This is a genomic window from Mojavia sp. (assembly GCF_059505145.1).
Genome location: NZ_JCACKA010000070.1, coordinates 49,362 through 69,786 on the forward strand (window position 1 = coordinate 49,362; position 20,425 = coordinate 69,786).

Annotated in this window: 15 protein-coding genes; 7 read left to right on the top strand and 8 right to left on the bottom strand. The window is 39.8% G+C overall.

Features of this window, described 5'->3' with window-relative positions:
• The first annotated feature begins 69 nt into the window (after positions 1-69).
• Positions 70-615 carry a GIY-YIG nuclease family protein gene (locus AC5JL8_RS17290; RefSeq protein WP_495880926.1) on the top strand — a complete coding sequence of 182 codons (546 nt, stop codon included), beginning with the start codon at positions 70-72 and terminating at the stop codon, positions 613-615.
• Between the two features lie 370 nt (positions 616-985).
• Entirely contained in the window at positions 986-2,044 is a 1,059-nt protein-coding gene (locus AC5JL8_RS17295) for an S-layer homology domain-containing protein (protein WP_495880927.1), read from the top strand.
• Between the two features lie 126 nt (positions 2,045-2,170).
• Here the strand turns inward: AC5JL8_RS17295 and AC5JL8_RS17300 are convergent, their stop codons facing one another.
• From AC5JL8_RS17300 to AC5JL8_RS17310, 3 genes are all read right to left on the bottom strand, one after another.
• Entirely contained in the window at positions 2,171-2,605 is a 435-nt protein-coding gene (locus AC5JL8_RS17300) for a CAAD domain-containing protein (RefSeq protein WP_495880965.1), read from the bottom strand.
• A gap of 921 nt (positions 2,606-3,526) precedes the next feature.
• Positions 3,527-3,982 (bottom strand): pentapeptide repeat-containing protein, encoded by a 456-nt coding sequence (locus AC5JL8_RS17305; protein WP_495880928.1) that lies wholly within the window; start codon positions 3,980-3,982, stop codon positions 3,527-3,529.
• Between the two features lie 311 nt (positions 3,983-4,293).
• Entirely contained in the window at positions 4,294-5,157 is an 864-nt protein-coding gene (locus AC5JL8_RS17310; RefSeq protein WP_495880966.1) for an alpha/beta fold hydrolase, read from the bottom strand.
• Between the two features lie 230 nt (positions 5,158-5,387).
• Between AC5JL8_RS17310 and AC5JL8_RS17315 the strand changes: the two genes are divergently transcribed.
• The 4 genes from AC5JL8_RS17315 (at position 5,388) to AC5JL8_RS17330 (ending at position 8,255) form a co-directional block, all read left to right on the top strand.
• Entirely contained in the window at positions 5,388-6,203 is an 816-nt protein-coding gene (locus AC5JL8_RS17315; RefSeq protein ID WP_495880929.1) for a DUF1206 domain-containing protein, read from the top strand.
• A gap of 57 nt (positions 6,204-6,260) precedes the next feature.
• Entirely contained in the window at positions 6,261-7,415 is a 1,155-nt protein-coding gene (locus AC5JL8_RS17320; RefSeq protein ID WP_495880930.1) for a glycoside hydrolase family 10-like protein, read from the top strand.
• Positions 7,416-7,434: 19 nt separating this feature from the next.
• Complete coding sequence (locus tag AC5JL8_RS17325) at positions 7,435-7,851, top strand: C6orf136 family protein (protein ID WP_495880931.1); 417 nt, start codon at positions 7,435-7,437, stop codon at positions 7,849-7,851.
• A 125-nt stretch (positions 7,852-7,976) separates the two neighbouring features.
• Complete coding sequence (locus AC5JL8_RS17330) at positions 7,977-8,255, top strand: transcriptional regulator (RefSeq protein ID WP_495880932.1); 279 nt, start codon at positions 7,977-7,979, stop codon at positions 8,253-8,255.
• A 38-nt stretch (positions 8,256-8,293) separates the two neighbouring features.
• Here the strand turns inward: AC5JL8_RS17330 and AC5JL8_RS17335 are convergent, their stop codons facing one another.
• The 5 genes from AC5JL8_RS17335 to AC5JL8_RS17355 all read right to left on the bottom strand — a co-directional run bounded on the left by AC5JL8_RS17335 (position 8,294) and on the right by AC5JL8_RS17355 (position 19,283).
• Positions 8,294-10,048 carry a DEAD/DEAH box helicase gene (locus AC5JL8_RS17335; RefSeq protein WP_495880933.1) on the bottom strand — a complete coding sequence of 585 codons (1,755 nt, stop codon included), beginning with the start codon at positions 10,046-10,048 and terminating at the stop codon, positions 8,294-8,296.
• 153 nt (positions 10,049-10,201) lie between these two features.
• Positions 10,202-10,540 (bottom strand): nuclease-related domain-containing protein, encoded by a 339-nt coding sequence (locus AC5JL8_RS17340; protein WP_495880934.1) that lies wholly within the window; start codon positions 10,538-10,540, stop codon positions 10,202-10,204.
• Positions 10,541-10,723: 183 nt separating this feature from the next.
• A complete protein-coding gene (uvrA, locus tag AC5JL8_RS17345; protein ID WP_495880935.1) occupies positions 10,724-13,627 on the bottom strand; it encodes an excinuclease ABC subunit UvrA in 2,904 nt (967 codons plus the stop codon).
• A gap of 264 nt (positions 13,628-13,891) precedes the next feature.
• Positions 13,892-15,427: a tetratricopeptide repeat protein gene (locus AC5JL8_RS17350; RefSeq protein WP_495880936.1), complete on the bottom strand. Its 1,536-nt coding sequence runs from the start codon at positions 15,425-15,427 to the stop codon at positions 13,892-13,894.
• 373 nt (positions 15,428-15,800) lie between these two features.
• Positions 15,801-19,283 carry a PAS domain S-box protein gene (locus AC5JL8_RS17355; protein ID WP_495880937.1) on the bottom strand — a complete coding sequence of 1,161 codons (3,483 nt, stop codon included), beginning with the start codon at positions 19,281-19,283 and terminating at the stop codon, positions 15,801-15,803.
• 212 nt (positions 19,284-19,495) lie between these two features.
• Between AC5JL8_RS17355 and AC5JL8_RS17360 the strand changes: the two genes are divergently transcribed.
• Positions 19,496-20,266: a Uma2 family endonuclease gene (locus tag AC5JL8_RS17360; protein WP_495880938.1), complete on the top strand. Its 771-nt coding sequence runs from the start codon at positions 19,496-19,498 to the stop codon at positions 20,264-20,266.
• The last annotated feature ends 159 nt before the right edge of the window (positions 20,267-20,425 follow it).

Here is a 20,425-nt window from a genome sequence, read left to right on the forward strand (position 1 = left end):
GCTATTAACCTTTATCAATTTGTTTGATTAGCAAATCCTAAACTATCTAGAAAATTGCGTAGTTAATTTATGAATACTGAAACTAATTTTCCTTCTTTAGCAACGCTGGAATACTTTCCTTATATTGATGATAATGGTCAATTACCTGAACAATTTCAAGGCAAAATTGGAGTATATGCCATTTTTAATCAAGAAAAAGTCCTGCAATTTGTAGGTTATTCCCGCGATATTTATATCAGTATCAAGCAGCATTTAGTACGTCAGCCGCAACGGTGCTATTGGTTAAAGGTTCAAACTATTGAACGTCCCAACCGCACTGTCTTAGAAAGCATCGAACAGGCATGGATTGCTGAAAATGGCAGTGTACCATTGGGTAATGGAGATAACAAGGACAAATGGACAAATCCCATTAATGTTAAAGCTATAATGACGTTTGAAGAAAAAGCTAATTATGAAAAGCCAGTTAATGATGAATTAACTCAAATTAAAATTATAAAAAATGTAGCGCGACGAGTGGAAGCAGAAATTTTAGCTGTGTTAGAAGCCCGTGGTTTACAAGTACAAATTCGCTTTAACCCCAAGTTGAAAGAAGAAGGCTTGCTTGATTTGAAATAAGCGTGGTTTTTCCGCATTTACCCCAAAATTTTAATTATTAAGCAACAAAACAGCCCCTGAGAAATAAAAGGAGGTATTAAATTTTGGATTATTAAATCAATTTTATAGTTAATTATAGCTAAATATTATATTCCAGTATTCCAGGAATTGATTGAGCTAGCCACAGCCCAATCTCTAATCAATCTAAGTTTCATCTAAAAAACAGTTTAAAGTTTCTACTTGCTATTAGCTGATGCCCATTCTTCTTGCCTCACCTAATCGTTAAATCATATTTATCTTAATTTTAATCTCTAATAGGCAGTGATATAAAATAATCATCTATGGTTGAATTTGTGTATATGCAAATTTTACTGCTAGCAGGGTAACTAAGATGACAAATATGCCTCCTTCTGATCCTGAGTCATCCAAAACAAATGCCCTTGGCTTTGATGAATTTATAGGCGTACTAGTTGCTTTCGCAACCATTGGAACAATTTTATTCTGGTCATTTTCTCGTAAAGATTCTACTTGGAATATAAACGGGGTACTGTCGCCATCTCCGTCTACATCACCGAGTATTCAGCCAAATCAAGGATTTCCCTCCTCAATTCCTGAGGTAGAACCAAATGTAGCTTCCACCTCGCCGTTATCTTTACCTACGCCTACTGTTGAATCTAGCAGCACTCCATTAACCATTGACAAGGTTACTCGTACCCCACTGTTGCCACCTAACAATACAGCCCCAAACAATTCCCTACAAGTGCAAGCACTTTTGCCGTCCTCTACCAAAGCCATTAAACAACAATTCTCTTTGGTGTCACCCTCGAAGAAAAAGTCAACAATTCCGCCACCAATTGCATTTAACGATGTGCCTGCTGATTTTTGGGGCCGACGTTATATTAATGTTCTTTCTTCTCGTGGTGTTATCAAAGGCTTTCCAGATTATTCCTTTAGACCAAATCAACCTGTCAACCGCGCTGAATTTGCTGCTATATTGCAACAAGCTTTTGATCAAGAGCCAGCCAAGACTACGACGATTAAGCTTAAGGATATAAAAGAAAAATTTTGGGCAACTCCAGCAATTAACCAAGCTATCAGTAAAGGATTTTTAAAAGGCTATCCTAACAAAACCTTTAAACCAAAACAAAATATTCTACGAGTGCAAGTTTTAGTAGCCTTAGCCAGTGGTTTGAATCTAAAAACACCCGCTTTTCCAAATCAAGTTTTAAAAATTTACAAAGACGCCAAGGATATCCCTAAATATGCCACTGCTAAGATAGCCTCTGCTACAGTCAATGGTCTTGTTGTCAACTATCCTGACCCAAAAATTTTTGCTCCTAATAAAGAAGCTACCCGTGCTGAGGTAGCCGCAATGGTTCATCAAGCTTTAGTGCTAATGGGGCGATTGGAAGAAATTCCATCTAAAAGCATTGTACGCTTGCCTCAGTGAGACTGGGAGCGCTTGCTAGTAAAAGTGGTCTAGTGTTTTTGATTCTACTAGACCACTTTTACTAGCTTTTATATCCAGCAGGGCAATGCCAGCATTTTAGATATCAAAACTTTACTCAGCACTGCACTATTCTGAAACTTCTTTGCCGACTACCTGCGATTTGAGTGTTGTAATTTCTTGAGTTAACTCTTGCCTAGTTGAAGCTTTAAGTAAATAGCGATAAACAAACCAAGCAGAGTAACCAATACCAATCAACTCAAAAGTAGGTGCTACTAAGGGAATATCGTTCAAAGCGTCTAATACCGCCAAGAGTACCTTAACAGCGACAATTGCTCCAACAATTAAACCTAAGGAAATCAAGGGTTGCTTGTATTGGTTAAAGAAGCTTCCCAGGTATTCAGGCAGCGTTCCTAAAAAGCCAGAAATTTGCTCGCCGTATTTTAGCCATTCCTCTTGAGACTGCGCGGGAGGCTGGAGTTTAGTAATGGTTCCTGTTTGGTTGTTGATCTCTGCCATTGTAGCCTCTGGAGACTTGGTTTCTGTGAATTGTGGTTCTTGCATTTTCGCTTCCATAAATTGTGACAGTTGAGTTTCTCTAATCTGGACAATTACAACCACAAGGCTGTTGATTAGGCGATGCATGAGAGCACCAGCACAACTGAGTTTGGGGTAAAAAAGGGTTTTAGCGTCCTATCACTATAATTGCCTCTTAACCACTACTTCATCAACTACTAGGTAGCAAGTCAGTAGAAGGATAGAAGTCAGAAGGAGGCAGGAGCTATGAAAAACAGCTTTCTGAGTTCTGTTTTTTTAAATCAACTGAAATCCTCAGGTTGCTATTATCCCATGCCATGTCTAGTTGCCCATCATCGTACTCATTAGAAGTACAAATCATGCAAAAGTCAGTTCACCTCTCATTTATACAAGTCTAAACCCTGGTTTTATCTGATATTAAAGCTATCTTAAGCTGTGTTCGTCAATTAACCCATTGGTATTGATATTAATACGTAAAAAAAGTATTTATGTGTACGATTGGTCTAGACAGAAAAATTATTTTATGATATGAAAGCTCAGTCTGTTTGGCACTGAGAAGTAAGCAAAGTTGCTTCAATTCTGCTGTCTAATAGATAAACAAGCAACATCCGTTGTCAGTAAAATGAATACTGAATTTTTTCTTTAGTACTACTAAATACAAATGAGGCTATTTAAAAAATTACAATCAGAAATCGCATTTAGAGATAGGGTATGAGAGATGATGTATTGAATATTTAGAGACATTTATTCCCTAGCCATCAATCTTTGATGCTTTTAAAAAATCTGCACAATATCTCAAGAGGTAGCTCAAAAAAATACCTAAGCTTCCCCCTGCTGAAAAACTAATATTGTTAGTGAGAGAGTTTGGGGATAATGCTTACCGAAAATCGGTTTTTCTTATCCCAAAACTCTTTACCACAACTTGCGTTTATGCCTACTTAGTTCAACCTAGTCCCAATCAGGAATTTCTGCATCCTCACCACCAACGCCGATTCCAGTATGAAATATCTCCGCATCGGTGATAGTTAAGTTATTCATTGATGCCTGATATACATTAGAATCGTAAATTTTAGCACGAGTTAAATTCGCGTTATCGAGATTGGCTTGCTTCAAATTGACATTAGTTATATGAGCTGAAGTTAAGTTAGCACCAGCTAAGTTAGCACCAGTTAAGTCAGCACCTTCGAGGTTAGCTTCGGTAAGATTTGCATTTTTGAGATTTGCTCCTCTTAAGTCAGCACCTATTAAATGAGCATTACTGAGGTTGGCTCCTGATAGATTACACCCAATACATTCCCCAGTTGCCAACAGCTTTTGTAGGTCTTGCGGATTATCAGCTTTGACTGAGCTAGTGAAGAACAGGGGAGTGGCTAAGGCTATAGCCGCTAGTAGCTGAAGTTTCATAATCTTTCCCCTTTTACTCAAGTTACATCCGTTCTTTTCCTCACAATTTTATTATCTCACTAAATTTCTGAAATATGGTAATTGGGCGCACAAGCTGGCAGTTATCTTGAATATCATTGATGGTAATATCAGATCTGCTATTGATAATGGTTTTAACCTGTATAGCCGTGATAAATTATCAAAATCTATATCTGTTAAATTACTATTAAATATTATTAAGTAATTGCATTACTAGGCAGAATTTGTCATGAAAAATTGATATAAATTTTTCTGTAGCCTAGTAACACTTTAAACAAGCAATCCCTAGAGATTTAAAGCAATAAAAAATCTCGTATATACTGATTAACTAAATTTGGTTGCTCTTGCTGCACCCAATGGCTACAGTTAGCAATATATTGAATTTGAAAATCTTTGACGTAAGCTTCTGTGCCATAGGTAAGTTCTTTACCAAGTGCAGTATCTTTTTCGGCCCAAATCATCAAAGTTGGCACTTCCAAAATATCCCAATTTTCTTTTAATATTCTCTGCTGAAAAACGTTGCGATAATAATTTAACATTGCGGTGAGGGCACCAGGCTTGGCCGCAGCATCTTTATAAGCATTAATGTCTGCTTGAGAAAAAGTACTTTTGTCAACTGCCATACCTTTAAGAGTTCTTTCAATGGCTTTATAGTTTGATGCTTGGAGGGTTAATTCAGGTAACCAAGGAAGTTGAAAAAAGAAAATATACGAGCTACGTAATATTTGTTGGGGAGTGCGTAAACCTTGGGAAAACTTTGCGGGATGAGGTAAGTTTAGTATAATTAATCGCTCTAGCATATCGGGATGTTGGTAAGCGAAATTCCAAGCGATCGCACCTCCCCAATCATGTCCAACCAAAACACATTTTTCGTAGCCTAAGCCCTTAATTACACCTTCCACATCTTTAACAAATTCATCCATAACATAAGCTAATTTATCTTTTGGCTTATCGCTATCGTTATAACCACGTAAATCAAGCGCAACGACTTTAAAATATTTAGCAAATTCCGGGATTTGATACCGCCAAGAATACCAGAACTCAGGAAACCCGTGTAACATCAGCATTAAGGGCCCTTCGCCTTGGGTGACATAGTGCAGTTTCACCCCATTGGTAGTGATATACTCGTGTGTCCAAGAAGATTCTGCTACAGTCATCATTAGTGCTACTCCATCTGTATAAAATACTGTCAAATCATCTAAAAGATGTTTGAATTATGTGTTTTATTGATGACTTTGGCATCTATTAAAAGAAAAGATTACAGCGATAATTTTGTAGTCATGGAGCTACAAAAATCCCTCTTAAGTAGTTGTAATTTTTCCCCTGAGACAGATGCAGATTTTGGCTAAATATTGCTAAAAAAATATCATCGCTTCAGGCAAATACTATGGCACAACAGCTAATAGATTACCCTTCATTATGGATTGAACGGCTAGCAAGATTCGGTTATGCTTCTAAGGGAGTAGTTTACGGTATCGTTGGTTTACTAGCAGCACAGGCGGCTTTTGGTACAGGTGGTAAAACGACTGATACACAAGGAGCATTACAAACACTAGTAGAACAACCATTTGGTCAGTTGTTACTGGCTCTGGTGGCAATTGGTTTAATTGGATACGTGCTTTGGCGTTTTGTGCAGGCAATCAAAGATCCAGAAAATAAAGGCAAAGATGCTAAAGGCTTGGCACAGCGGATTGGTTATGCAATTAATGGTTTCATATACGCAGGTTTAGCTTTTAGTGCTGTACAAATTCTCCTCGGTTCAGGCAACAGCGGTAATAGTAATTCCACCGAAGATTCGACAGCACGTTTACTTTCTCAACCGTTTGGTCAATGGTTAGTAGGAACTGTAGGGGCATTGATAATTGGTTTGGGCTTTTATCAGTTTTATAATGCCTTTAGCGCCAAGTTTCGCAGAGAACTTAATTTAACTCAGTTAAGCGATGCAGAACGTAAGTGGGTGATAAGCACTTGCCGCTTTGGTTTACTGGCAAGGGGTATAGTGTTCTGCATTATCGGCTGGTTTCTCATTCAAGCAGGAACTCAATATGACGCCAAAGCTGCTGGAGGTTTAGATGAGGCGTTACAAAGTTTGGCACAACAACCTTACGGCCCTTGGCTGTTGGGCATTGTAGCGCTGGGTTTGGTTGCTTATGGGATTTATATGATCGTTAAAGCGCGGTATAGTCAGCTAGTCGTGCATTAAAAAAGCGATGTCTTAGGACAAGCCCTACGCGTCTACGCATTGTTTTTAGATACGCAAATGAGCTTAATAGAAACACGCGGTGTTTGGCTAACCACTACGGATAGCAAGGTTCTCCGGTCAAAGCAACGCATTGCTTCAGCAATGGATTTTCTTGCCGAGGCAGGATTTAATGTAGTGTTTCCTGTGGTTTGGAATAAGGGCGTAACTTTGTATCCCAGTCAAACGATGCAGCGGAATTTTGGTGTCGAAATTGACCCAAACTTTGTAGGACGTAATCCTTTGGCAGAAGTAGTTTCTGAGGCACGGCGGGTAGGATTAAAAGTCATTCCGTGGTTTGAATACGGCTTCGTAAGTTCCTACAATTTGAATGGCGGGATGTTGTTGCAGAAAAAACCGGAGTGGGCAGCCCGCGATCGCAGCGGCAAGCTTTTGAAAAAAAATGGCTTTGAGTGGCTGAATGCCTTTGACCTGCAAGTGCAGGAATTTTTGTTGAATTTGGTGCTGGAAGTTGTAAATAATTATGATGTTGATGGCATTCAAGGAGACGATCGCTTGCCAGCATTCCCCTGCGAAGGTGGTTACGATGAGGCAACTATTGCCCGCTATCACCAGCAGTTTGATCAACATCCGCCACAAAATCCTCAAGACAGGCAATGGCTACAATGGCGTGCTGATACCCTGACTAACTTCTTAGCGCGTCTTTACCAGGAAGTGAAAGCGGTTAATCCTAACTTACTGGTGTCGATGTCTCCTAATATTTATGATTGGGGATTCAAAGAATATCTCCAAGATTCACCTACCTGGCTTAATCGGGGACTTGTTGACATGATTCACCCCCAGATTTATCGCCGCGACTTTCTCAGTTATCAATCTATTGTGAATCGATTAGTAACCGAACAGTTTACAGATGCAACACTGTCTAAGCTAGCGCCTGGAATTCTGATGAAGCTTGGTTCTTACTTTATTAGCCCTGAATATCTTGCTCAGGCAATTGAATGCAACCGCAAAAGAGGTATTAATGGGGAGGTATTCTTTTTTTATGAAGGTTTGCGAGAGAATAATGATGCCCTAGCTAAAGTATTGCAGAATGGCCCCTATGCTAAGTCTGCATCATTCCCCACTCTGTCAGATTTGAGCAGAGGTGGTGCGGATAACAGCAAGCCTTTATCAATTTGGCAGAAGGCGGAAAGTTTTTTCAGAACTATTTTTTAATAAATTGTGTGGAATATCAATGCAGATAGAAAAAGTAATTGAAACTCTTAAAAATGATTTACCTACTCTTTTTGAAAAAGATATTTCTTATGACATATATACTCAAGATATCTACTTTCGAGATCCAGTAAATCAATTTAAATATAAATTTAACTATCGCATTATATTTTGGACTTTACGATTTCATGCTCGGTTATTTTTTAACCAAATTTACTTCGATTTACATGAAGTCTATCAGTCAGCCGAGAATACAATTTTAGCGAAGTGGACAGTGCGCGGTGAGTTACGCGTTCCCTGGAAAGCAAAGTTATTTTTTAATGGTTATTCAAACTATAAATTCAATCGAAATGGTTTGATATATGAGCATATTGATACTTGGGATCGGAAACCAGGGCAGATTTTGCGGCAGTTTACTCACAAAGGTGGAGATAAATAATACTAATTTGGAATTAGGAAAGTCGGATTTTATCTAGATTTTCATAATTTCTAGCTTATTTTTTCAGATTTTGGATATTGAGCGATCGCATCTTTAAAAAGCATAGAATGCAGGTCAAACGACAAATGACTCTCAATTTTAATTTAGAAACTTATAGCCAATTACTGCCTCAATATCAACCTCGGATTATCAAGACAGAAGAGGAAAACGAGAGATTTTTAGAAGTTGTTGAAGAACTAATCTCCCGTTCAAATCTCACGCCTGAAGAAGATGCTCTGCTGGAATTATTGGTAAAGATGATTGAAGATTTTGAAGATAAACACTACCAGCTTAATATCCGAAAACTTACTTCAGACTACTTAATTAGACACTCGATTTTTTCCAAAAATATGGAAATTGAATAAAAAATTAATTGATTGTTTATGAATTTTTTATTTGACAATCAATTTTTACTTTGTGGTTCACTACCTTTCAACTTTTGTTGCATTAGTTCCTTTAACTCAGCAACTTTTTTCATTATTTCAGGGTCATCTATTTCGGTTGCTACTTGTGCAAGTTTATCAGTTAAATCCTGCCCCTTCTTTAGCCTGTTTCTGCGTCTCTCGTATTCTAAATTATCAAGATTACGCTGAATAGTCTTTGGATCAGGAACTGTGAATGTTATCTGCTCATAGTTAGCAAGTATAGTTTCAATTTCTTTAAATGAAACCTGAGCTTTTTCACCTATTCCCGTCAATACACACCAGCCTCGAGCACGTGTCATAGCTGTAAAAGCTTGATTTCGCTCTTGGACTATCAACTTAGGATTGCTACCTACCTGTTCAAAACCAATCACGTAGACAACAGAACCCTCATTTCCTTTGGCTCGGAAAATACCAGTTAGAGTCACATTATTCTGTTGGCGGAAAACGGCTTCATCAGCCCTTGCAGATTGTATTCCCAATTGTCCTAGTTGCGCCTGTAAGTAGATGAAATCTTCTTTCATCTTTTTCCAATCCAAAGATATTACTACAATTTCATCTGGTTTTAGCTCATCTTCGTATACATTTTTGTAGATTTCTTTGGCGACCCAATCTAATTCTTTTTTTCTATCTATAAAAACTTGCCATTGAACTAGGTTTTGGCTACCTTGTAGTTTTTCTAAACCATGAGGAGAATTTTTCTCTGGTCTTTTAATAGTAATTTTATTTCCTGGTTTAAATTCACCCGCAACTAATTCATACCCAATATCTTCCCAACCGCCAGCTGTGGGAATAAACTGAACAGCCCCTTGGGGTCTAAGCAGACCCATTCCAAAGATATGAGCAGTAACTAAAATAGGCCGAGGAGTACGATAGCAATGATAGAGAATCATGTCCTTCTCTATTTCACTATCTGGATAATTACCCTCAAGCTCAACAATAGGTGATCCATGTGAATAAGTACCGAATATTTCAATAGTGGTTGGAATAGATAAGCTTTCCAGGCTTTGAACCTCATCGTATGCCCATATTAACCGTTTTGGTTCTCTCAAAATGCTATAACAAAGTTTATAAAATTCAAAATTAAAGTCTTGAGCTTCATCTATGAGAATTGCATCAAACAAAAGAGGAAGTTCATCATTACTTTCCCGCAGTTCTTTACAACAGTTTCCCAAAATCTCGCTGTACTCTTTGTGGCTAGAAACGTTTTTAGCTTCACTATATGTGCGTGCAGTAAGTTTCATGGAATGTGCAACTAAACGGTACATTCCTTGAATGTCTTTGCCTCCCCAACCATGCAGCACTTGAATTTTATTCCAGTTGGGATCTCCAACAGACCACCAACGGTAGAAACGGGTTATGAGGCTCTTGATTTGTCCATATAGGCTTTTAGTGTAAAACGTATAGGCAATATCCCAATCCGGATAATTCATATGCATCCAAGCAGCTTTCATACACATGACTACGGTTTTGCCTGAGCCAGCTAAACCCCTAATTCTTTGTGGGCCATTTGGAATTTGAATTGCTACTTTATGTTGCTCTCTATCTAAGCTCTGCATTTGTTCCTCCACTTGCTTAAGCATGGAGGATTTTGAATCAGGTTTTGTTGCTTCTAGTCTAATTTCACGACGTAGAGTAGGAGCGCCTTGAAGAACACCTACTGCAAGTTGCCATTGCTCATCTGTGAGTGCTTCTTGCCTTTCTTCGGCAGGTACACTTTGTAATTTTTTTCTCAAAGCATCAGGTTCTCTTAGATCATCTGCGAAAAGAATAGCTAGAGGTGAAGCTGGAGAGCGATCAAGACCTTTTTCTCTCCATTCTGATTTAGATATAAAAGGTAACCCAATAAAAATATGACCTTGAATTAAATCATGTCTACCTCTGCGTAATCAGCTTTCATTCTTAAACTTGCCAAGTACGGAGTACATCTGATCTTCAGCTTGGGTATAGGGTGTTTCTTGGCTAGAATGCCAGTCTTTCATTACCCATACTTGTCCGTTGATTCTTTCAATATTATCGATGCGACACCCTTTCGATTCAATAACGTAGAGTCCCCAATTTCTATGAAGCATTAGGATATCAGGCTCTCTTCTTGATCTATCTGCTGAAAATATGGGATAGCGGTGATAACAAATCCCTTCATCTTGACTTAAAGCATTTTTAAGGGTTTTCCATATTTCCTGTTCAGCATAATTAATCTTACCAGAATCAGACCATACGAATTCCATAAAGTGTGTCGCTTTTTATAAATGGCGATTTAAATTATACATATTATTGCTCTTAGCCGTGTAATTGTCCAAACTTGCTTCACTGTAATTACTTACGGCAACAGCCTTCTCCTGTTTTTTAATTCTTAATCTATAAATTTTTTAATAACTTATATAAAGGTTGCTACAGTATAATTACGCAGCCTACTTCTTCATTACCGGATACTGTTGCAAAACTTGCCGCAAATACTCCGCAGTATAAGACTTGGAATTCTTCGCAACTTCCTCTGGTGTGCCTACAGCAATAATTTCTCCGCCTTTATCGCCACCGTCTGGGCCCAAATCTATTACCCAATCAGCACAACGAATCACATCTAAATTGTGTTCAATTACCAAAATTGAATTGCCTTTATCTACCAACCGTTGCAACACGTCTAACAATTTGTGGACATCATAAAAAGATAATCCTGTTGTTGGTTCATCTATTAAATAAAGAGTCTTACCTGTTGCGCGGCGAGATAATTCTGTTGCCAATTTTACCCGTTGTGCTTCTCCACCAGATAAGGTAGTTGCAGGTTGACCTAGTTGAACATAACCCAACCCGACATCAAGTAAAGTTTGTAACCGATTAACAGCTTTGGGAATGTTTTGGAAAAAGTCTAAACTCTCCTCAACTGTCATGTTGAGAACATCAGAAATTGTCTTATCTTTGTACTTCACCTGTAAAGTTTCGCGGTTGTATCTTGCACCTTTACAGATTTCACATTGCACGTAAACATCGGGTAAAAAGTTCATTTCAATGACATTTACACCCTGTCCGCTGCAAGCTTCACAACGTCCACCTTTGACGTTAAAAGAAAATTGTCCAGGTTTATAACCTCTAGCTTTGGCTTCTACTGTTTGCGAAAAAACATCCCGAATTGCATCAAAAACTCCTGTGTATGTTGCAGGATTAGAACGTGGTGTTCTACCAATAGGAGATTGATCGATAACGATCGCTTTATCAACAGCGCTTAATCCCTTGATTGCTTCTAAGTCTTTAGGTAAGGGAACTCTCTTAGTTAGGTGGTGTTGCAATGCTGGATAGAGTAATTCGTTAATTAAGGTAGATTTACCAGAACCAGAAACACCAGTGACAGCAACGAGTTTACCCAAAGGGATTTCTACATCAATATTTTTGAGATTATTGCGATGGGCATTTTGAATTACCAAACTGCGCCCATTTCCTTCGCGGCGATCGCTTGGTGTCGTAATGACGCGTCTTCCTGATAAATACGCGCCTGTTAAAGAATGTTCTGCTGCTAGCAACGCCTCTAAATCACCTTGGGCGACAATATTTCCGCCATGAATCCCCGCGCCAGGCCCAATATCAACTATATAGTTAGCAGCACGAATTGTTTCTTCATCATGCTCTACCACAATTAATGTATTACCCAAATCGCGTAATTTAGTTAAAGTGTTGAGCAACCTGCCATTATCTCGTTGATGCAAACCAATACTCGGTTCATCTAAAACGTAAAGAACTCCAGTTAATCCAGAACCGATCTGAGTTGCTAACCGAATTCGTTGGGCTTCGCCGCCAGAAAGCGTCATTGCGGGACGGTCAAGGGTGAGGTAATCTAACCCCACATCTAACAAAAACTGCAATCTAGATTTAATTTCTCTGAGTACTAAATCGGCAATTTGTAGCTGGCGATCGCTCAACTTTAATTGCTCTAGCCTTTGGCGACAATCCCGAATTGAAACTCCAGTTAAATCTAGAATTTTGTACTGTCCCAATCGTACTGCTAATGCTTCTGGTTTTAACCGCTTTCCTCCACAAACTTCACAAGGTTGATCGATTAAATAATCTTCTAATTTTTGCTTAATTAACTCCGAACCACCCTCATACTGTCTTTGCAGGATGGGAATTACGCCTTTAAAACTCTGCTTTCTCTGAGCCTCTGCGGTGCGCTTGTCATCTTCGCCAAACAACACAATTTGCTGCTGTTCTGGTGTTAACTTATTCCAATGAGTTTGTAATTCAAAACTATAAGCTTGCCCCAAACTATAAAGTAATTCTAAATAGTAAGAATTATCTTTTTCTGACCAAGGCGCAATTGCTGCATATACTGGCGCTTCCGGATCGGGTACGACTAAATCTGGTGCAAATCTTCTTAAACTTCCGATGCCATGACAGTTAGAACAAGCACCATAAGGTGAATTAAAGGAGAATAATCGTGGCGATAATTCTTCCATTACTGCCCCATGTTCTGGACAAGCAAAATTTTCTGAAAATACTAATTCTTCTTCGTTTTCAGTTGCTTTTTGATTATCGCCCTCAGTTGACGAGTGACTAATAACAATAGTTGCAATACCACCTGACTGCTTGAGGCAAGTAGAAAGAGAATCAACTAAACGCTCTTGAATACCTGCCTTTTTCACTAGGCGGTCAATTACCACTTCAATGGTATGGGAAAGGTTTTTATCTAATTCAATCGAATCAGACAGTTCTCGAACTTCGCCATTAACTCGTACACGTACAAAACCTTGGGAAGCCAGACTTGATAAAAGTTTGCGGTGCGTGCCTTTTTTCCCCCGCACCACGGGAGCCAAAATTTGAAAGCGGGTACGATCGCTTAATTCCATAATGCGATCGCACATCTCATCAATTGTCTGCGGTGAAATACAGCGATCGCATATCGGACAATGGGGTTCACCAGCGCGTCCAAACAACAGCCGCAGATAATCGTAAATCTCCGTCACTGTGCCCACAGTCGAGCGGGGGTTATGAGAGGTAGACTTTTGATCAATCGAAATCGCTGGACTTAAGCCTTCAATTGCCTCCACATCAGGCTTATCCAACTGTCCTAAAAATTGCCGTGCATAAGCGCTGAGAGATTCCACATAGCGGCGTTGCCCTTCCGCGAAGATAGTATCAAACGCCAAAGAAGACTTACCCGAACCAGAAACGCCAGTAAAGACAATGAGGCGATCGCGTGGCAATTCCAAATCAATATTTTTCAGATTATGCTGCCTGGCACCTCGAATACGAATCGTATTCTGGCTATTTTGGCTGGAGTGCGGAAGATGCCCATTCAAGGATACGGCTAGCTTTTGATCTGACATATCGGCAAGCTGATAGTGAGAGGCGGCATGAAACAGTCCTTAATAATACTATCTTTACTGCGCTTATAGTAGAACAGCCGTACTGCTTGATTTGAGGTAGTGATTATACACCTCTGCACATTCGTGATATGTTAAGCAATATTTGACCAACAATATCTCTATAGCGTTTCCTAGTCTACTAAGGTAGGGATTTATTTGTGTACCCTGCGGAAAACCCGTTAACTGGACAGGCTCACTGCTGCGTCTCTACAACCGTGTTTATCTCTAGTTAATTACTTCTTCCTGTACCTCACTGGGTTGGGAAACGCTATCTGTACGAAAAACCATTAGTATTAGCGCAATAGAACCTATAAAACATCCTACAAGACATAGTGCCAGTTTTAAGTTACTCTGTTGTTTTTCCTTTTGTCGACGAAAATTAATTTTTTGTTTTAAATTATCAGGGAGCCAGTCGGGAATTTCAAATTTTCCAGTCCCATACCTAACCAAATGTAAATATTTCTCAAATTGCGCTTGTTTTTTGACCAGCTTGTAACCACTTTGACTGTAAGCTTGCCAGAATTGCCCTTCGACGCTATTCAATCTCTCTTTATTCCAATTGGATACTATTTTTTGCCTGATATTGTCAGGAAGCCAGTTGGGAATTTCTAATTTTTCATTATTACAATTAATATAATTTAAAAAAATCTGAAATTCACTTTGTTTTTTTACTAAGTTATAACCACCTTGGCTGTATTTTTGCCAGAACTGTCCTTCGGAACTGTTTAGTTTATCCTGTATCCAATTAAATTCTATTTTTCGTTTGATGTCGCAGGGTATCCAGCTAGAAATTTTTAGAGTTTCGCTATTAGGATTAACATAGATTAAAAAGTTAGAAAATTCACCTTGGTTTTTTACTAAGTTATAACCACCTTGGCTGTATTTTTGCCAAAACTGTCCTTCGGAACTGTTTAGTTTATCCTGTATCCAATTAAATTCTATTTCTTCCTTGATATTGTCGGGTAAATAATCTGGAATCTTAATCTCACTATTTTCGATGCTTATAAACTTCATGCAAGGTTCAAAGTATTCTAATTTGCTAACAGATACTCGACCATTATTAGCATACTTGAACCAAAATGTTTTTTCTAATGCTTCATGAAAAGCTTGTATACATTGTTTTTTATGGCTTTCATTAAGATAATTAATAGAGGTTAAAATGTTAGTTTCTAATTCCGAACTGCCACTTACCATCTGATCAATGCCGCCAACTATATAATTAAAAACAAACTTACCTTCTTCATATGCCTGAATAAAGTTTTGATAACTATCAACTGATTTTTGAAATTCATCTATCTCTATGTAAGTGCTTGCAAGTGATAAATAAGCTTTTCCATAATCAGGAAACTTTTTAATAATATCTAAATAGTTTTTTATTACAAGTATTTCATATTGCAATTTAAGCACATCTGGAGATATTTTTTCGATGGCATTGGAATATCCCTGTCCTTCTAAAAGAAATACTTGGTATTCTGGCTTTTTTCCAATTACTTCCAAAAATGCTTCTTGTTCAAAAAATTGATAATTCATTAAAATAATTTTTCTTTTTAAGTCCGAGTTTCTATTATTTAAATACTCAGGTTTTTTGCTGTTAATTTTAATAGCAGAATCATAAGCTTTTAATGCTAGATTGAACTCCCCCTTGCTTGAAAGTGTATTGCCCAATAAATAAAATTTTTCATCTTCTGGCAGCCCAAGAATCTCCGCTTGCTCCATTGTTGCTTCGACAAGTGATTTTACTTCTTCTGATATTTTTGTCATCTTCAACTCAACTTTATACAATTAACTATTTTATGAACATTCAAACTTTTATTACTCTTGAGCGCCAAGACAAGCCAGTATTGATAAACCAAATAAGAATGCTATGTGCTCAGAACAAATAATTGATTGATCCTTAAATAGGCTGTAATTATAAAATTCCCTAAAATCTTACTAAAATAACATTAGTCAAAAAGGAGAGCTATTTTTTTAGGGAGATATAAACAGACAATGCAGTAAGATGACTCAATGGCTAATTACCGAGAACCTGTAATCTATTAACTAAGCTAAGACTGATGGTTGCAAGCAAACGTCAATCATGTTGAGACTACAACCTTCTGCCACATTCTCAAAATAGATATTGCTTATCCCACTTCTATGACCGTAGTCGATTTCGATATTTAACTTCTTGCTCGATCACCGTTGCTAATTTATCTGCCTCGACAGGTTTAGTAATATGCTTTTGGAAACCGGCGGCGATAATTTTTTGCTGGTTAGTTTCACCCGCAAATGCAGTAAGGGCGATCGCAGGTAGCCTTCCATCACCGGATGCTTCTGAGGCTCTAACTTGACGAATGAGTGTATAACCGTCGATTTCCGGCATGGCGATATCGCTGATTAATAAATCTGGTTGTGTTTTAGCGATCGCTTCCAATGCTTCACGAGCCGAAGCAACTGCTGTGACTTTAGCGCCATACCCCTCAAGAATAAATCTTAATAAATTCAGACTATCAACATCATCATCCACAGCTACAATCTGCAAACCCTGAAGATTTGAGGAATCATTCGGCAATCCCTTATCCTCACTTTTTAAAGAGACAGCGGTTTTCAAAGGTAGTGTTACTGTAAAGGTTGCTCCTAAACCTTCTCCGGGGCTTGCGACTTGGACAGAACCGCTGTGGAGTTCGACAATGTGACGGACAATTGCTAACCCTAACCCTAAACCGCCAAACTTTCTTGTTGTAGCATCGTCTGCTTGCCGAAAGCGCTCAAATACGTAGGGCAGAAAGTCGGGGCTAATTCCTTGACCTGTATCTGTGACTTGAATTTGGGCATTAGAGCCAACCTGCTGGAGTTGAATTTTTACTTGGCCTCCTACTGGCGTGAACTTCACAGCATTTGTTAGTAGATTTACAACTACTTGCTGCAAGCGGTTGGAATCGCCTGCTATCTTACCGATCGCGGAATCAAGCTGCGTCTGAATGTGAATTGATTTAGCTTCAGCTGCTAGACGCACGGTTTCCAAGGCTGCCTCAATAGTAACAACCAAGTCAACTACATAGATATTTAGGCTGAGTTTGCCGCGGAGAATGCGCGAAACATCGAGCAAGTCGTCAATTAACCGTGTTTGTAATTTTGCATTGCGCTCAATGATTTCTAGCGCCTGAGTCGTCTTTTCCGCATTCAATTGGCGGCTGAGTAGAAGTTGTGACCAACCCAAAATTGGATTGAGTGGCGATCGCAACTCGTGGGAGACAATCGCTAGAAAATCATCTTTCATGCGGCTGGCTTCTTCTAACTCGATCCGGGCAGCGCGTTCCTGTACCAAAGCCTGGGCACGTTCCTCAATCACCAATTTTTGATCGTGAATATCAGTGCAAGAACCAAACCATTTGACGATTTGACCGTCTTGATTTCGCAATGGAAATGCTCGTCCTAAATGCCAGTGGTATTCGCCATCAGCACGCAGAAGACGGTACTCATTATCATAAGTTTTGCCAGTACGCAGAGAATTTTGCCAAACTTCGATTGTGCGTTGCACATCATCGGGATGCAAAATCTTTTGCCATCCTTCGCCGCTTGTTTGTTCTACTGTTTTTCCCGTGTAGTCGTACCAGCGTTTATTGAAATATTCATGATAGCCATCTGGTTGTGTAACCCAAAATATTTGCGGCATTGTATCCGCTAACGTGCGAAACATTAATTCGCTTTGGCGTAGTGCATTCTCTACCTGTTTGCGTTCTGTTACATCGAGGAATGCCCCAATCACGCCGCGGACAGCACCAGAGTCATCCCACAAGGGTACAGCTTTACCGTAAATTGAGCGCACATCTTCGTCACTCAAGACACATTCAAATTCTGCCTCAACAGGCTGCCCAGTCCTACCCGCCAGCTGCATCGGTAAATCTTGAGGTGGAATGTCTTGACCATTTTTTTGGATCTTGAACTTAAAGGGATACTGGCCATCAACAGGAGTAGCTGTTAAGACTGAATCCGGAGGTAGCCGCATTAAGTCATAAGCAGTTCGGTTGACGCTCATGTGATGGCACTGCGGATCGTGAGCAATCCAGACAGCGACGGGAACTGTTTCCATAAAAGTTTCCAGTTCTTGGGCGCGCGCTTTGGCGATCGCTTCACTTTGTTGCAAGGCGGCTTCTGCTTGCTTGCGTTCACTAATATCGCCATTAATTCCCACCATGCGTAAAGGTTTGCCCGCGTCATCGTAAAATACTTTTGCTCTGGCGTGCAGCCAATGAACACTGCCATCCTTCCAAACTACCCGCCAGTCGGTGAAAAATTCACCTGTTTTTAGTGAATTAATGACATCTGCTTCTGCTTTAGCTAAATCATCGGGATGAACTAATCTTGCCCAGTCTTCATAACTACCGCCAAACTCACCAGGTTGTAAACCGTAGAGAGCTTCTAATTCCTCTGACCAAATATTGACATTAGTTTGAATATTCCACTCAAAACAGCCAATCTTTGCCGCTGCTTGTGCTATATCTAGCCTTTCTTGCTTTTGCCGTAGTGCGTTTTGTATTTGCTTGCAGTGACTTATATCAGTACAAACACCAATCCACTCCCGAATACTACCGGATGCTGTCACAACTGGTACGCCGCGAGTTGAAAAATAACGGTAGATACCATCTGCACCAAGTAACCGATATTCCGTCTCGTAGATAGTTCTTTCCTGAACAGCTTGTGCCCAAAGTTGAGCAGTTCGTTGCCGATCTTCTGGGTGCAGTGCTGCCAACCAACCCCAATCTTTGACCTCTTCTGGACTCTGCCCAGTATAAACTCTCCAATCTTGTGAATTAATTACCTGTCCCTCAGTGTCAGCCGTCCACACCATCTGGGAAGTTGCGACTACTAAAGAACGATACCGCTCCTCACTTTCTCTCAGGGCTGCTTCGGTTTGTTGACGTTCAGTAATATCGGTGAGCATGGCGATCGCACTAGAAAATTCACCATGCTTATTGAGAATAGGGCTAGTGGAGACAATTGCCCAAATATCTCTTCCGTCTTTGTGGCGTAAACGCAAATCAAATTGCTGGTTTATCTCTTGAATGCTCTGCCTTGGTTGCTTTAACCATTGGTCTATTTCAATTTGAGCCTGACGTTCCATAAACTCGAAAATTGGGCGACCAATCATTTCTTCTATGGTGTAGCCAAGCATTTGGGCTAAACGTTGATTGACGTATTCTGTCTGCCCCTTAGTGTCAAATATCCAAATGCCTTCATTGGCTGTCTCTAGTAACCGACGATAGCTTACCTGTAGTTTTGTTAGCTTTGCCTCAGATACGTGCTTGGCAGTACGCAGTTCTGAATTTAACGAACTAATCAATAGTGCGATCAAGCTAAATATGACTAGCTCTAACACATCAGAACCGCTCCTCAGTGTTAGTGTGTATAAGGTCGGTGTAAAAAAGTAATTATTGGCTAAAATTGCTAAGACTGTAGCTACCAAACCAGGAACAAATCCGCCATACCAACTACTGAAGACTACAGCAGCAAAAAAAAGTGGCGAAACATTTATGGGCAGGAATTTTTGCAGCAGCAGACTCAGTAGCAGCGCCAGTAAAACTGACAACATAGAAATACCGTAGCGCTGCATCTGTGAACGCTGGAGTCTTAACATACTGCTTTATCTATGAGATAGACTCTTATTTTACCGTGGGCGACTTGCTTGATTAATATAGCTTGGATATGGTCAACAGAAGTTAACTACTGATAGTATTTAGCGCGATTGCGCGGAGCGCAGTGCCCTTTAGGGCAATCGCTTTCTGATTTCAAACGACTGTAACGATACTATAGATTTAAAATTGATTGCGCTAACGAGGCAGTCTCACCATGCTCGCCAATGCAGCCACCTATGAAGTTACCTGGGAAAAGTTACCAGATGATTTTGTCTTAGACGATCAGCCTGTGGATAACATTAATCAGCCGCCCCTAGCTGCGGCTCTCACAGAAAGCTTAGAACTGGCTGGGAGGTTACCAAGCAACGCCTTAACTCTAACTCACTATGGCATCTGTGCTACCTTAAATGGCCAGTTCGTAGTCAAAGCCACAGATTGGGGATATGTGCCCTCAATTCGAGTCCCGCGAGCAGAGGTGAAGCGGAGTTATACCCCACGGCTCCAAGGAGATATACCAGCGATCGTCATGGAGTTGATCTCGGATACGGAAGGTGGAGAGTATTCCAGCAAACCAACTTATCCTCCTGGTAAATGGTTCTATTATGAGCAAGTTTTACAAGTGCCAAACTATGCCATTTTTGAACCAGACGAGGGAGTTTTAGAAGTTTATCAGCGAGATGATTCAGGACGTTATCAACTGCAATCACCGGATGCAAATCAACGTTACTGGATTGCTGAAATGAACTTGTTTTTAGGCGTTTGGCAAGGAAGCCGAGAAAATCGCACAGGTTATTGCTTGCGTTGGTGGGGCGATCGCGGGGAACTATTACTCTGGGGATCGGAGCTAGCAATCAAAGAACGGCAAGAAAAAAACGCAGTTCAACAACAGCTAAAACAAGAACGCCAGCGCGCAGAACAAGAACGTCAGCGTGCAGAGAAATTGGTAGCCCAGTTAAAAGCACTGGGAGTAGAACCGGAAACATAAGACATTTGCATCGGCTCTACCGGCTTCCAACAGTACGTTCTTACCCATGAATCTATTGCATTCATTGATGAGAACACGAAACTCCGAGTTCAGAACAAGAACCACCGAGTTCAGAACAAGAACCACCGAGTTCAGAACAAGAACCACCGAGTTCAGAAC

Excerpts from the sequence above, each read along its gene's own strand:
- AC5JL8_RS17310 (WP_495880966.1), bottom strand. The coding sequence starts at position 5,157 with ATGACTGTAGCAGAATCTTCTTGGACACACGAGTATATCACTACCAAT.
- AC5JL8_RS17300 (WP_495880965.1), bottom strand. The coding sequence starts at position 2,605 with ATGCAAGAACCACAATTCACAGAAACCAAGTCTCCAGAGGCTACAATG.
- AC5JL8_RS17325 (WP_495880931.1), top strand. The coding sequence starts at position 7,435 with ATGCAGATAGAAAAAGTAATTGAAACTCTTAAAAATGATTTACCTACT.
- AC5JL8_RS17320 (WP_495880930.1), top strand. The coding sequence starts at position 6,261 with ATGAGCTTAATAGAAACACGCGGTGTTTGGCTAACCACTACGGATAGC.
- uvrA (WP_495880935.1), bottom strand. The coding sequence starts at position 13,627 with ATGTCAGATCAAAAGCTAGCCGTATCCTTGAATGGGCATCTTCCGCAC.
- AC5JL8_RS17350 (WP_495880936.1), bottom strand. The coding sequence starts at position 15,427 with ATGACAAAAATATCAGAAGAAGTAAAATCACTTGTCGAAGCAACAATG.
- AC5JL8_RS17340 (WP_495880934.1), bottom strand. The coding sequence starts at position 10,540 with ATGGAATTCGTATGGTCTGATTCTGGTAAGATTAATTATGCTGAACAG.
- AC5JL8_RS17355 (WP_495880937.1), bottom strand. The coding sequence starts at position 19,283 with ATGTTAAGACTCCAGCGTTCACAGATGCAGCGCTACGGTATTTCTATG.
- AC5JL8_RS17295 (WP_495880927.1), top strand. The coding sequence starts at position 986 with ATGACAAATATGCCTCCTTCTGATCCTGAGTCATCCAAAACAAATGCC.
- AC5JL8_RS17360 (WP_495880938.1), top strand. The coding sequence starts at position 19,496 with ATGCTCGCCAATGCAGCCACCTATGAAGTTACCTGGGAAAAGTTACCA.
- AC5JL8_RS17330 (WP_495880932.1), top strand. The coding sequence starts at position 7,977 with ATGACTCTCAATTTTAATTTAGAAACTTATAGCCAATTACTGCCTCAA.
- AC5JL8_RS17290 (WP_495880926.1), top strand. The coding sequence starts at position 70 with ATGAATACTGAAACTAATTTTCCTTCTTTAGCAACGCTGGAATACTTT.
- AC5JL8_RS17305 (WP_495880928.1), bottom strand. The coding sequence starts at position 3,982 with ATGAAACTTCAGCTACTAGCGGCTATAGCCTTAGCCACTCCCCTGTTC.
- AC5JL8_RS17315 (WP_495880929.1), top strand. The coding sequence starts at position 5,388 with ATGGCACAACAGCTAATAGATTACCCTTCATTATGGATTGAACGGCTA.